Below are 12,187 nucleotides of genomic sequence, written 5' to 3' on the forward strand. Positions count from 1 at the left end.
ATCACATTGTTGACAGAATTAATCAGATTTCTTAATGCCGCGCAAGTCACCACGAAAATTCGTGGGGCAAACACTCACAATATCGCCAGCTCCTTAGCCAGCAGTTCTCAACTGGAAGGGGAAATTATGCGCGCCAGTTACACACTAAGATCCGCACTGCTTTGTAGCGTTGCCTTTGTTGCAGCCTTGCCTGCATCCGCTCAGGACATCATCGAAGGCGACGCGATCCTGCTTGATGAAATCTTGCTCAAAAAGTCAAAGCGCGACATCAAAACTGACACTGCCACCTCCGAAACCAAGATCGGACAGGAAGAAATCGACGACCGGCAAGCAACAACAATTGCCGAGCTCGTTGACTCCGTGCCTGGCGTGACGCTCGTAAACGGCAACACCCCCACCGGGTCTGGCATTAATATCCGTGGCTTTGGTGCAAACGGCACCTTTGGCACCGATCAGAAAGTGCTGATTCAAATCGACGGCGCCAGCGTTGGCGGTGAAGAGTTGTATCGGATCGGCACGCAATTGTTCACAGACCCCGCACTCTACAAGAGCGTTCGCGTCTTGCGCGGTATGGGTGGGTCTTTTGAGTACGGCTCCGGGGCAGTCGGTGGCGTCGTCCAGCTCGAAACCAAAGATGCATCTGACTTCACCGGCGGTGAAGTTGGGTTCCGTTTCCGCCAGACCCTACAGGGTTCCACAAACGGTTCGGGCCTGATTAGTTCGTCAATATTTGCTTGGCAACCAACCGACAACACGGAGTTTCTGGCAAATTACGTCTACAACACTTCAAAGGAATACAAGGACGGCGACGGCAATGTTGTCCCGAACACAGACTTCACAATGCCGTCTCTCCTGCTCAAAGGTACCGCCCATTTCGGCGAAGATCGCGCGCACAGCGTGACCCTAAGCTATAGCGACAGCACCCTGGAAGAGTTCGACGTTCCATATGACGCCATAGGCGGCAATCCGGCCTTCGGAAACGTGGACCGGAAATTTGATACACAGCAAGCCGTAGCCAAGTATCGCTTCAATCCGTCGGACAATGATCTGGTCGACGTGGAAGTTGTCCTGAGCTACGCGGATCAGTTCATCGAACAAAGCAGCGTCAGCGGTTCCGGGTCCAGTCTCTATAGAGATACGCAATACGAAACCACAAAGCTGCTATTCAAAAACACCGCGGCTTTTTCGGCAGGTTCAACGTCTCATGACCTGCGGACCGGCGTCGAGTTCAGCAATCGAAGTCGCCTTAATCAAGGCACATCTGCACCCGGTGGCAATGACCAAAGGTTGGCATTGTTCATTGTAGACGAAATCGACTTCGGTAACGGCTTGACCTTGACGCCCGGCCTCCGTTTTGAAGATCAGAAACTGACCGGCGACATCACGGACGCCTTCCCGGGCTCCTATAACAACTCTGCTTTGATGGGCGGGATTTCCGCGTTCTATCAGTTTGACAGCGGTTGGGGTCTTTTTGGTAGCGCAGGTTACACTGTTGGTATGCCGCCCATCGACGATCTTGGAAACCCGACCTACGCAACGCAACCCGAGAAAGCCACAAACTACGAGGTGGGTGTGAGCTATGCCAACACCGGTGTCTTCACAGACCTCGACACGGTTGGCTTCAAGTTGACGGCATACAAAACGCACCTTTGGGACGTAACTTCTTATGTTGTTCCCGGCACGTTCAGCACACCCATCGACACTGTTGATTTGCACGGCTTTGAACTTGAGGCTCTCTACTCGATGGACAACGGCTTCTACACTGACGTAAACGCAAACATTCAACGTGCGAAGTATTTCTCGACGGCTGCCGGCGGTTCAGGTTTCTGGGAAAACATACCTGCAGACCAGCTGCGCCTGACGCTGGGCAAACGTTTTGGCAACGAAATTGATCTGTCGTGGGAGGTCATTGCGACAGCGAAGATGGACCGGACAACAACGCCGTCGGCCTCCCATCTAATCAACAACGTGCGTGCGACCTACCGCCCGCAGGCGGGGGCTTTTGAAGGCACCGAAATCCGCTTTGGAATCGAGAACCTTTTTGACGTTGCTTACCAGCCTCACTTGGCTGAGCGGGCTGCTGCGGGTCGCACGTTCAAGCTATCGCTGGCAAAAACCTTCTAAGCCGTTCACCTGCACAAAATGCCAACGGCAGGGTGCTTTTGCACCCTGCCGTTTTTTTCATCCGGCCTGAGCAGCCTCGCCTTGAGCCCGTATGTCGGACAAAGACGCCATCGGGGTCAGCGCTTCAGGATCGACCTGCAATTCAATGAGATAGCCGACGTCAGACGCCTGCGCCCGCACAAGCGCGTCCGCGAAGTCTTCGGTACGACGCACCACTTCTCCCGCGATCCCGAACGATTTCGCATAGGTCACAAAATCCGGATTCTCCAGATCGGTGGAAATCACCCGCCCCGGATGGTTGCGTTCCTGATGCATCCGGATGGTCCCGTACATGCCATTGTTGACCACAAGGTAAATCACTGCGGCGCCGTATTTTTTTGCTGTCGCCATCTCTTGTGCCGTCATCAAAAAACAGCCGTCACCGGCGACACTGACAACGGTTCGATCGGGATGCGCGATCTTCGCAGCCACAGCGGCCGGAACCGAATACCCCATAGAGCCGCTCGTCGGCGCAAGTTGCGTGCGATAGGCGCGATGCGCATGGAACCGGTGCAACCAAACCGCATAATTACCTGCACCATTGGTAAAGACCGTATCAGCCGGCAAGCTGTCGGACACATAACGGATCACATGTCCCATGTTGAGATCTCCGGGCACCTCAGTTGGCGTCCGGTATGCCTCGTAGCGAGCATGAAAACCTTGGGTCCAAGCGCTGCGATCTATTTCCGGTGCATGCATCGCCAGCAGTGCGCGGAGGAAGTTCTCGGCAGACGAGACCACCGAAAGATCCGGCGCATAGACATGCCCGAGCTGCTCCGGGCCGGGATGAACGTGTACAAATTTCATTTGTGGCACAGGGCTTTCAATCAGCTCATATCCCTGCGTTGTCATCTCTCCCCAACGGCTGCCGATGGTGATCAATAGATCAACCTCTCCGCGCACGGCCTCCAGCAACGAAGGCAGGGCTGCAATGCCGATCACACCCGCATAGTTGGGATGGCCATTGTCAACATAATCCTGGCACCGGAAGGTGGTGGCGACCGGAAGATCAAATTTTTCCGCCACTTCTGCGGTCATCTTTGCGGCTTCCGCGCTCCAGCCTGGCCCACCAACCACAAGCATTGGCTTTTTGGCCTTACTCAGCATTTCGCTCAGCTGTGTCATCGCTTCCGACGCAGGCGCCCCAAAACCCGGATTGGCAGGCCGCGCATCGACCACTTCGGCAACGCTGGACAACATGTCCTCTGGCAAGGCCAGCACCACAGGGCCTGGCCGCCCAGACATAGCCACATGCCAAGCGCGTGATATATACTCGGGAATGCGGGCCACATCGTCAATTTGGGCCACCCATTTCGCCATTTCGCCAAACATTCGACGATAATCAATCTCCTGAAACGCTTCGCGGTCCATCATCGACGTCGCCACCTGCCCGATCAGAACTATCATTGGCGTGCTGTCCTGAAAGGCCGTGTGCACCCCATTTGACGCGTTGGTCGCGCCTGGGCCACGTGTCACCGCACAAACGGCGGGCTTGCCAACAAGCTTGCCATAAGCATCCGCCATATTGGCTGCACCGCCTTCATGACGGCAGGTGATCACATCAATTGTATCGCGATGGTCATACAAACCATCCAACAACCCGAGATAACTTTCTCCGGGGACGCAGAATATCTTTTCCACACCGAGAATGGCCAATTGATCTGCCAAAATGCGCCCACCATGGCGGGGTGGCTTGGGCGATTGCATGGTCGGGTTGGACATGTTGCGGGCTCCCTTTGGCGACATGGCATTCGCGCCATCTGACCAGCGCAAATGATGCTCAGCAATAGAAAAAACGTACAAAGGTGCCCGTGTCGCCAGACAATTTGTCTAGGCCGGCACACGAAGTGACATCTGCACGCACCGGCATGGATCAGCGCCCCAAACGCTCGACCTGTGAAAGCAGGACGCGTGCATGGTGCAACGCGGTAGTACAAGTGCTCACCATGGCCGGCAAAGTCATCCATTCCACCGTCCACGCGGCACCTGAGCGTTCCTGTTCATGCACCAAAGCACCGTGCATCAAGGGCAACTGCGCAGCATTGTAGCGTGCCAGCGCCACAAGGGTTTCAGCCAAAACCGGATTTTGTTTGTGAGGCATGGCGGAACTGCTCCCACCGCCGGAAAACTGCACCTCTTCAATGCCTTGCTGTGCCATCAAGGCCAGATCCTGTCCCATTTTAGCAAGACTCGCCGTGACCAGCGACAGCCAGTGCGCATAGTCCGCGAGCGGCGCGCGCATCGAATGCCACGAACGATCGGGGTTGTGCAGCCCCAATTCCTCGGCCATCGCCGCAGCCATTGCCTCGCCAAACGGTGCGACAGCGGCACGATCTCCTACTGCCCCGCCAAATTGCAGGATTTCGACCCGTTTTCGCAACTCGTCTAGACACCCCTGACCTTCGACCAGTGGCAGCCGCCAGGTTTCCATCCGGTCCCGGACAAGGATCGGCAACGCCGCCTGCATGCGGGTGCGCCCCATCAAGGGCTGATCGCCCCAATCCCCTTCGAGCGTTTGAAGCGCTGCAGTGACCTCAGAAAGCTGCGACACGAACATCACATTCGCTTGGCCCAAGATCAGCGATACCGCGGTGTCAATCAGGTCCTGACTGGTCCCGCCGACGTGAATCGCAGGCCGCGAGGCCTCGCGCGCATGAGCCTTGAGTTGGCCCACAAATGCCGGAACCGGCAGGCCGTCGCGCTTCACCCCCTCCTCTATTCCCACGAGATCGGGCACAAAGTCAGCAATGTCTTCAACCGCCCTCGCCGCCTGCTCCTGTGTGACCAGCCCAACCCGCGCCGCCGCGTTGGCCAAGGCGATCTCATAGGCCTTGAAATGCGCCAAAAACGCCTCACTGCTCCACAACGCTTCCTGACTTTTCTGCATAAACAGCGGACCAAACAGGTGATCGGAGCGGGTCATCGGAGTCATTGCACCAAATCCAACCCAAGGATTTCACGCGCCTGTGCCGGAGTTGCCACAGGGCGCTCATATTTTTCACAAAGCACGGCCGCGCGGGCAATCAGTGCCGCGTTTGATGGTGCCAGTGTGTCGCGGTCAAGCCGGACATTGTCCTCCAGACCGGCCCGCGTATGCCCGCCGGCCGCGATCGCCCACTCGTTGACGTCGATCTGCGCCGCGCCAATTCCAGCCGCACACCATTCTGCCTCCGGGGCACGCTCCCGCATGATTTTGACATAGAAATCAAACACCTCCCGATCTACAGGCATGGCGTTTTTGACCCCCATCACAAACTGCACGTAAAGCTTTCCAAACAGAAGGCCGTCCCTGTGCATCCGGATCGCCTGAAGAATGTGAGAAAGATCGAAGGCCTCCACCTCGGGGGTGATCCGATACTGCCGCATCTCAGACGCCAGCCACGCGATCAATTCCGGTGGGTTCTCATAAACCCGCGTCGGAAAGTTGTTTGATCCCACCGACAGCGATGCCATATCAGGCGCAAGGGACAACATGCCCCCCCGCTCTTTGCCCGCGCCAGAGCGGCCACCGGTCGAAAACTGGATGATCACGCCAGGGCAATGTGTTTCCAACCCTTCCTTCAGGCGCGCAAACTTTTCAGGATTGCTTGATGGCGTTTCGTCCTCGTTACGCACATGAGCGTGAATGATCGATGCTCCTGCCTCCACGGCGGCATGGCTGCTTTCGATCTGTTCGCTTACGCTGATCGGCACCGCAGGATTGGCCGCCTTGGTCGGCACAGAACCGGTGATCGCACAGCAGAGGATGCAAGGTTTTGTCATTAAGATGTCTCCGATAAAATCGCGCTCCGGTTTGGGCGCGCCGTGCCCCACTCAGATATCAAAGAAAACAGTCTCGTTGTCGCCCTGCAATTTGATGTCAAAACGATACACAATCTGCCCGTCTCGTGCATCACGCTTTGCAATCAAGGTTTCGCGGCGACGTTCCCACTCGATCAGGTTGATGACAGGATCAATGCCATTGGCTTCTTCCTCGTCTTCAAAATAGATCCGCGTGTTCAGGCCAACGTTGATGCCACGGGCCACAATCCAGAGATTGATGTGCGGCGCCATCATTTGTCCGTTCCGCCCCTCGACCTGACCGGGTTTTATTGTGTCAAACGCCCACTCTCCGGTCTCAAAGTCTGTGATCACACGTCCCCATCCGCGAAAGCCTTCTTCGACCTCAACGGCTTGTTCGGGATGCGCATAAACTCCCGCTGAATTGGCCTGCCATGTCTCAAGCATCACATCCTTGATTGGGCTGCCAGTACCGTCAACGACCACACCTTCGACACGGATGCGCTCGCCTTTGGCATTCGGGCCGGCAATATCCCATCCCAATTCCTGCTCATAAATGCCAAAGCCCGCAGCGCCAGGCGCAAGACCAATATGAACATAGGGGCCCGCCGTTTGCGACGGGGTCTCTTTGAGATACTTCAAAGGCTGCACCATTCTCAGTTCCCCTCTAACCGGTTTTCAAACAATGTCGAGCGCCGCCCGCGCAGTACAATGTCAAATTTGTAGGCAATCGTGTCCAACGGAATGGTCGCGTTCATATCCAGCGCCGCCACCAATTGTGCCCGCGCTACCGGATCGGGAATTGTTTTCACGATGGGGCACCGCGCAATTAGCGGATCCCCTTCAAAGTAGCACTGCGTGATCAACCTTTGAGAAAACGCCGTGCCAAAAACAGACAGGTGAATATGCGCCGGCCGCCAATCATTCACCCCATTGCGCCACGGATATGCCCCGGGTTTCACCGTGCGGAAAAAATAGTAGCCGTTTTCATCGGTCATAGTGCGTCCGCACCCACCGAAATTCGGATCAACCGGCGCCAGATAGGTGTCTTTCTTGTGCCGGTAACGTCCTCCGGCATTTGCCTGCCAGATTTCAACCAAGGTGTTTGGAACCGGTCGGGCGTTTTCGTCCAGCACGCGGCCGTGCAGAATGATCCGCTCGCCAATCGGGCTTTCGCCGGTTTTGGCATAGTTGCGCAACAAATCACAATCGAGCGGATCAATGTCGTTGTGCCCGAATACCGGCCCTGTGATCTCGCTGGCGGTTTGCTCAAGGCTGATCAACGCATATTGCGGCGATCGCGCCACGGAGGTTTTATAGGTCGGCGTCAAAGCGGGCGGATGCCAGTCGCGGTCTCGCTGATAGAATTCACCAGGTTTTCTCATTCAGCCGCTCCTTCATTGACTGGCACGTGTCGCCAAGTCATTTCATCTCTTCAAAGGTCTGTTTTGCAAGCTTGATCGCATGATTGGCCCGCGGCACGCCGCAATAAACCGCCACATGCTGGAATACTTCCATCACATCCTGCTGGCTTGCTCCGGTATTGGCACAGGCACGGATGTGCATGGGGATTTCCTCGAAATTTCCGGTCGCAGCCAACAAGGCCAGTGTCAGCATCGACCGCTCCCGCAGGCTAATGCGGTCATTGGCCCAAACCGAGCCCCACGCAGATTCTGTAATTAGCGCTTGAAATGGTTGATCGAACTCAGTTTTTGTGGCCTCTGCGCGGTCGACATGAGCGTCGCCAAGAACCTTGCGCCGCACTTTCATGCCCAATTCAAACTTGTCTGACATTTCTGCTTTCCTTCCCTGCGTCGCCGACTTGAGCACTCAATACGGCAGACCGACATAGTTCTGCGCAAAGGCTTTCTGAGCCGCCTCATTGCTGCGCAAAAACGCGACATCCGCCTGCTGCATTTTCAAATCAAACGCAGACTGGTCTGGATAACGATGCAAGAGGTTTGTCGTCGACCAACTGAACCGCTCAGCTTTCCAGACCCGCGCCAGCGCATTTTGTGAATAGGTTTTGATGCCTTCTCTGTCGCCGTCATCATAAAACCGCGCCAAACCATGATACAAATAGTGGACATCCGACGCCGCCGTATTCAGCCCTTTGGCGCCCGTGGGCGGCACGATATGCGCCGCATCACCACAAAGAAACAAGCGGCCCCATTGCATCGGCTCCGTGACAAAACTGCGCAGCGGAGCGATTGATTTTTCTATCGACGGTCCGGTGATCAGGGCCTCCGCATGCCGCTCGGGAATGCGCCGCTTAAGTTCTTCCCAAAATGCCGCGTCCGTCCAATCCTCGGGGGAATCACTTAGAGAACACTGGATGTAGTAGCGGCTAAGGTTGGCATTGCGCATTGAACACAAAGCGAACCCGCGCTCTGATCCGCTATAGATCAGTTCGTCATGAACCGGTGGGGTTTCCGACAGCACCCCGAGCCAGCCGAACGGATAGACTTTTTCGTACTCTCTCCGCACCGACAGAGGGATTGATTGACGACTGACCCCGTGGAATCCGTCGCAGCCGGCAATGAAATCACAGTCAAGTCGATGCTCAGTGCCATCCGCCACATAGGTCACATAGGGCGCATCTGTCCTGGCTTCGTGAATACAGACACCTTCAACATTAAAAACAGTGCGCCCGCCATCGACCTCTCGCGCCTCATATAGATCCCGCGTTAGCTCTGTTTGGCCATACACCATCACGTCCGAGCCAGTGTGTTGCTTAAAGGAGATGCCAAACTCTTCATCACCATAGGCAATCACCGTGCCGTCATGGCGAAACCCTTCGGCCTCCATCCGCGCTCCGACACCGGCCTCGCGCATCAAACCTACCAAACCGACTTCGAGAATACCCGCGCGAATGCGCCCCAGAACATAGTCACGCGTCTTGCGCTCCAGCACCACAGCCTCGATACCCTTCCGATGCAACAGCTGTGCCAACAACAGCCCAGACGGCCCCCCTCCGATGATGCAAACCTGCGTGCGCATGGCATTTCCTCCCCTCAGCGAGTTTGAAATACCAAAACAGAAATGTAAAATGAGATAACTGATAATATAGTTACCTGAAATGATAACAATCCAATGATCGATCGCCGCATCAAGTTCCGACACATTCAATGTTTCGTTGAAATCGTTCGGCGCAAAAGCCTCAAGGCCGCAGCCCGCCACCTGCTTTTGACCCAGCCTGCAGTCTCCAAAACACTCCGCGAACTGGAAGACATCTCCGGTGCCACACTGCTCATCCGCAACCGCAGCGGTATCGCTTTGACACCCCAAGGAGAGGTTTTCCTGCATTTCGCCGACATGAGCCTCGCGGCGCTGCAACAGGGGTTTGACGGCATCGACCGAATTGGCAAGGACGGTAAAACCACGCTTTCGGTCGGTGCCCTTCCCAGCGTCGCAGCCCGATTGATGCCGCAGGTGGTGGACGCCTTTTCAGCCCTCGCCCCCGACGTTACGCTGCACATCGTCGAAGGTCCCCACGGACATCTTCTCGACCTTTTGCGCCAAGGCAGCCTGGACCTTGTTCTCGGAAGATTGGGCCAGCCGGAGATGATGACGGGGATCGCCTTCACCACGCTTTATGACGAATACGCGACCTTTGTTGTGCGCAAAGGCCATCCGCTGGAAGGGGCGACTGACATGCGGTTGATCTGTGATTGGCCGGTGGTTTTTCCACCGTCCAGCTCGGCAATAGGCCCCTTGGTGGAGCGCGTTCTCATCGCGCACGGTATTGGCGAATTGCCCCACCGGATCGACAGCGTTTCGGGCGCTTTCGGGCGCACATTCACCCGCACCCGTGACGCTATCTGGATCATCTCCAGCGGTGTGGTTGCCAACGACATAGCCGAGGGATCATTGGTGCCCTTGCCATTTGACACGTCTCTGACCAAAGGCCCTGTTGGCCTGATGACACGTCCGGACCGCCAGATGTCTTCTGCGGAACATGTTTTGCGTGTCGCGGTCAACACCGCGGCAAAACAAGTCGACGACGCCACCAACGGACTTACAAAACTGTAAGGCTACGGCAATCCCAATCCCAAACTGAAGTCATCTAGTCGCACTGACAAAAAAGAAGGGTCTGCCTTCGTAATATGATCAGGAGCGCGCAATGACGGTGCCGAAACTTTCTATTATCATCATCACCCTGAACGAACAGGATCGGTTGCCGCGCCTTTTGTCGGACCTCGCAGCGCAAACCTTTGGCGACTTCGAAGTTATCCATGTCGACAGCAACAGCGACGACGAAACCGTATCCCGGTCAAGGCAAGCCGCATCTGGCTTTGATCGCTACAAAATTGTTGAGATGTCCCAGCGTGGCGTCAGCCTTGGGCGCAACGTCGGCGCATCCCATGCAAAGGGCAAAAGGCTTCTTTTTCTGGATGCGGACACCCGTTTACCCGCCAATTTCCTGGAGGAATCTTTGACGGAGCTTGCGCAAGCCCACGCTGATGTTGGCGTGGTCTGTATGTCCGCCGAAGGCCTGAACGTTCTTTATCGCATTGGTTTTGGCGCTTTCAATCTCGGCATTAGGGCAACTTCATTGTTTTTCCCCACTGCCATCGGAGCCTGCCTGTTTTCCACGCCCGAGGTGCACCGCACGATTGGCGGTTTTGACGAGTCCCTCAGCCTGTGCGAGGACTGCAACTATGCTCTCAAGGCGCACCGGTGCGGAATGTTCAGGACTCTGGTGCCCAAAAACAAGTTCCAGTTTGACCCACGGCGCCTGCGACAGGACGGATTTGTCGCAACCGGCTTCCTATACCTGCGCGCCAACCTGCACCGGTTTTTTATCGGAGAACTTCACAAAAAAGAAATTCCATATGCCTTTGGCCACTACAGCTAAGGGCGAGCGCTGTGACTGACCTTCTGACAATGGCAAACAGCGTCCCTGGCTATTTTCTCCTGGGGCTTGTGGCATTTTGCGACACACTCATCGGCGTCGGGTTCTTTGTGTTTGGCGAAGCCGCATTTCTTGCGTCGGGCGCTCTCTGGACATCGACTGGGCAAGCATGGCCAGTGGCCATGGTGTTTTGTCTCTCTTGGGCGGGAGACTTAACCAGTTTCACTCTCGGCCGCCGGTTCGGGCGTAGATTTTCTCTGCGCTACCTGAAACGCCTCAAGCGTCGGCGCGCGTGGCGTGGTGCGCAATCTGCACTCCACCGTAAAGGTGGCGCCTTTGTCATCGTGTCTCGGCTTCTCGGTCCGACGGCTTGGGTGACACCCTTTCTCGCCGGTACGATGGGCATGGCCACACCCATATTTGCCGCAGCCTCCGCCATTGGTGTAATACTGGGAGTCGGCCAATTCGTCCTGCTGGGCGCGTTGGGATACCAAAGCCTGCCTTACATCACCTCATTGTTGTCTGATCATATCTGGACGATCGCGCTCGGCCTGACCCTGCTTCTGTCCGCAATTTTCGTGTGGCGCCGTAGCGAGGCCAGCTGTGCCATGCGCGCCCTCAAGGTGGTCATAGTTGCCGCAGTGGTGTTTGGCGCCAGCAACCTTCTTTATTTCTTTGCCCTCAATCCCCATCCGGTCGCGGCCAGTCCGGCACTGTCCACTAGGTCGGTCTGCGACCTCGCAAACCGCCCCCTGCTGGCCCACCCGGGACACACCGACTGGCACCTTCCCCAGCCTGTGAACGTCGTCCTCTTGTCCGGTCGCAGAGGGTCCGATTTGATGTCTGCCCTGGGGTGGCACCAAAATCTCACGTTTTCGCAAAACGCGATCAGCTTCGTAGATTTTCTTCGCCAACTGGCCCGGCAAACCCCTCCGGTATCAGAATTGCTCTTTGACGGTCGGCCGGCCAACAGCGCATTTCAGATGTCAGGCACCATAAAAAAACGGGAACACATACGCTGGTGGGATGTTGGCCCCGACTTTTCAGTCGGCGCCATCAGCCGCGATGATGAACTTGCGATCAAATACTATCGTCACCTACCGGTTCTGCTGCATGACATTGACCCTCGCGTCGATCATTCGCGGGATATGCTGAGGTCTCAGGTCATCGAAAACAACCGCTTCGACGTGCTGGGATTTGCATCGCTTGCCCAAGAAGTTCCCGATGGTGTCGAGGCAGACTATCAAACCGATGGACGTGTACTGGTGATTGTAGATCGGGACGCAGACATTCCTCCTGATACTCTGTCATGCCTGAAAATCACTCCACTGACATAGGTCGAGGCGCGCTTACAAAACTGTAAGTGTCTCCTCAGGCAGGTGTAATTTG

11 protein-coding genes are annotated in these 12,187 nt (G+C 56.0%); 4 read left to right on the top strand and 7 right to left on the bottom strand.

All coding sequences use genetic code 11. From position 1 onward, the window contains the following. Window positions 1–126 precede the first annotated feature (126 nt). Window positions 127–2,124 carry a TonB-dependent receptor domain-containing protein gene (locus BM069_RS05400; protein WP_093321453.1) on the top strand — a complete coding sequence of 666 codons (1,998 nt, stop codon included), beginning with the start codon at window positions 127–129 and terminating at the stop codon, window positions 2,122–2,124. A gap of 57 nt (window positions 2,125–2,181) precedes the next feature. Here the strand turns inward: BM069_RS05400 and BM069_RS05405 are convergent, their stop codons facing one another. From BM069_RS05405 to pobA, 7 genes are all read right to left on the bottom strand, one after another. Beyond that, window positions 2,182–3,885 carry a thiamine pyrophosphate-binding protein gene (locus tag BM069_RS05405; RefSeq protein ID WP_093322750.1) on the bottom strand — a complete coding sequence of 568 codons (1,704 nt, stop codon included), beginning with the start codon at window positions 3,883–3,885 and terminating at the stop codon, window positions 2,182–2,184. Window positions 3,886–4,036: 151 nt separating this feature from the next. Continuing rightward, the gene (locus tag BM069_RS05410) at window positions 4,037–5,095 is read right to left on the bottom strand and encodes a 3-carboxy-cis,cis-muconate cycloisomerase (RefSeq protein WP_093321456.1); all 1,059 of its coding nucleotides are present in this window, start codon (window positions 5,093–5,095) and stop codon (window positions 4,037–4,039) included. Further along, the gene (locus tag BM069_RS05415; RefSeq protein ID WP_093321459.1) at window positions 5,092–5,925 is read right to left on the bottom strand and encodes a 3-oxoadipate:acetyl-CoA acetyltransferase; all 834 of its coding nucleotides are present in this window, start codon (window positions 5,923–5,925) and stop codon (window positions 5,092–5,094) included. The genes BM069_RS05410 and BM069_RS05415 overlap by 4 nt, the downstream gene beginning before the upstream one ends. Before the next feature lie 51 nt (window positions 5,926–5,976). Beyond that, window positions 5,977–6,597: a protocatechuate 3,4-dioxygenase subunit alpha gene (gene pcaG / locus BM069_RS05420; RefSeq protein ID WP_093321462.1), complete on the bottom strand. Its 621-nt coding sequence runs from the start codon at window positions 6,595–6,597 to the stop codon at window positions 5,977–5,979. Window positions 6,598–6,599: 2 nt separating this feature from the next. Beyond that, a complete protein-coding gene (pcaH, locus tag BM069_RS05425) occupies window positions 6,600–7,328 on the bottom strand; it encodes a protocatechuate 3,4-dioxygenase subunit beta (RefSeq protein WP_093321465.1) in 729 nt (242 codons plus the stop codon). A 37-nt stretch (window positions 7,329–7,365) separates the two neighbouring features. After that, window positions 7,366–7,737, bottom strand: a complete 372-nt coding sequence (gene pcaC / locus BM069_RS05430; protein WP_093321468.1) for a 4-carboxymuconolactone decarboxylase — start codon at window positions 7,735–7,737, stop codon at window positions 7,366–7,368. A 36-nt stretch (window positions 7,738–7,773) separates the two neighbouring features. Further along, window positions 7,774–8,943: a 4-hydroxybenzoate 3-monooxygenase gene (gene pobA, locus BM069_RS05435; protein WP_093321471.1), complete on the bottom strand. Its 1,170-nt coding sequence runs from the start codon at window positions 8,941–8,943 to the stop codon at window positions 7,774–7,776. A 93-nt stretch (window positions 8,944–9,036) separates the two neighbouring features. On the opposite strand from pobA, the gene pcaQ reads away from it, so the two are divergent. The 3 genes from pcaQ (at window position 9,037) to BM069_RS05450 (ending at window position 12,135) form a co-directional block, all read left to right on the top strand. Then, entirely contained in the window at window positions 9,037–9,975 is a 939-nt protein-coding gene (gene pcaQ, locus BM069_RS05440) for a pca operon transcription factor PcaQ (RefSeq protein ID WP_093321474.1), read from the top strand. Between the two features lie 91 nt (window positions 9,976–10,066). Continuing rightward, entirely contained in the window at window positions 10,067–10,801 is a 735-nt protein-coding gene (locus BM069_RS05445; RefSeq protein WP_212611513.1) for a glycosyltransferase, read from the top strand. A gap of 11 nt (window positions 10,802–10,812) precedes the next feature. Beyond that, entirely contained in the window at window positions 10,813–12,135 is a 1,323-nt protein-coding gene (locus BM069_RS05450) for an LssY C-terminal domain-containing protein (RefSeq protein ID WP_093321476.1), read from the top strand. Window positions 12,136–12,187 lie beyond the last annotated feature (52 nt).

Source organism: Shimia haliotis, assembly GCF_900114415.1.
GTDB classification, from domain to species: domain Bacteria; phylum Pseudomonadota; class Alphaproteobacteria; order Rhodobacterales; family Rhodobacteraceae; genus Shimia; species Shimia haliotis.

Coding starts and splice junctions, on each gene's coding strand:
- BM069_RS05400 (WP_093321453.1), top strand. CDS start 127: ATGCGCGCCAGTTACACACTAAGATCCGCACTGCTTTGTAGCGTTGCC.
- BM069_RS05405 (WP_093322750.1), bottom strand. CDS start 3,885: ATGTCCAACCCGACCATGCAATCGCCCAAGCCACCCCGCCATGGTGGG.
- BM069_RS05410 (WP_093321456.1), bottom strand. CDS start 5,095: ATGACTCCGATGACCCGCTCCGATCACCTGTTTGGTCCGCTGTTTATG.
- BM069_RS05415 (WP_093321459.1), bottom strand. CDS start 5,925: ATGACAAAACCTTGCATCCTCTGCTGTGCGATCACCGGTTCTGTGCCG.
- pcaG (WP_093321462.1), bottom strand. CDS start 6,597: ATGGTGCAGCCTTTGAAGTATCTCAAAGAGACCCCGTCGCAAACGGCG.
- pcaH (WP_093321465.1), bottom strand. CDS start 7,328: ATGAGAAAACCTGGTGAATTCTATCAGCGAGACCGCGACTGGCATCCG.
- pcaC (WP_093321468.1), bottom strand. CDS start 7,737: ATGTCAGACAAGTTTGAATTGGGCATGAAAGTGCGGCGCAAGGTTCTT.
- pobA (WP_093321471.1), bottom strand. CDS start 8,943: ATGCGCACGCAGGTTTGCATCATCGGAGGGGGGCCGTCTGGGCTGTTG.
- pcaQ (WP_093321474.1), top strand. CDS start 9,037: ATGATCGATCGCCGCATCAAGTTCCGACACATTCAATGTTTCGTTGAA.
- BM069_RS05445 (WP_212611513.1), top strand. CDS start 10,067: ATGACGGTGCCGAAACTTTCTATTATCATCATCACCCTGAACGAACAG.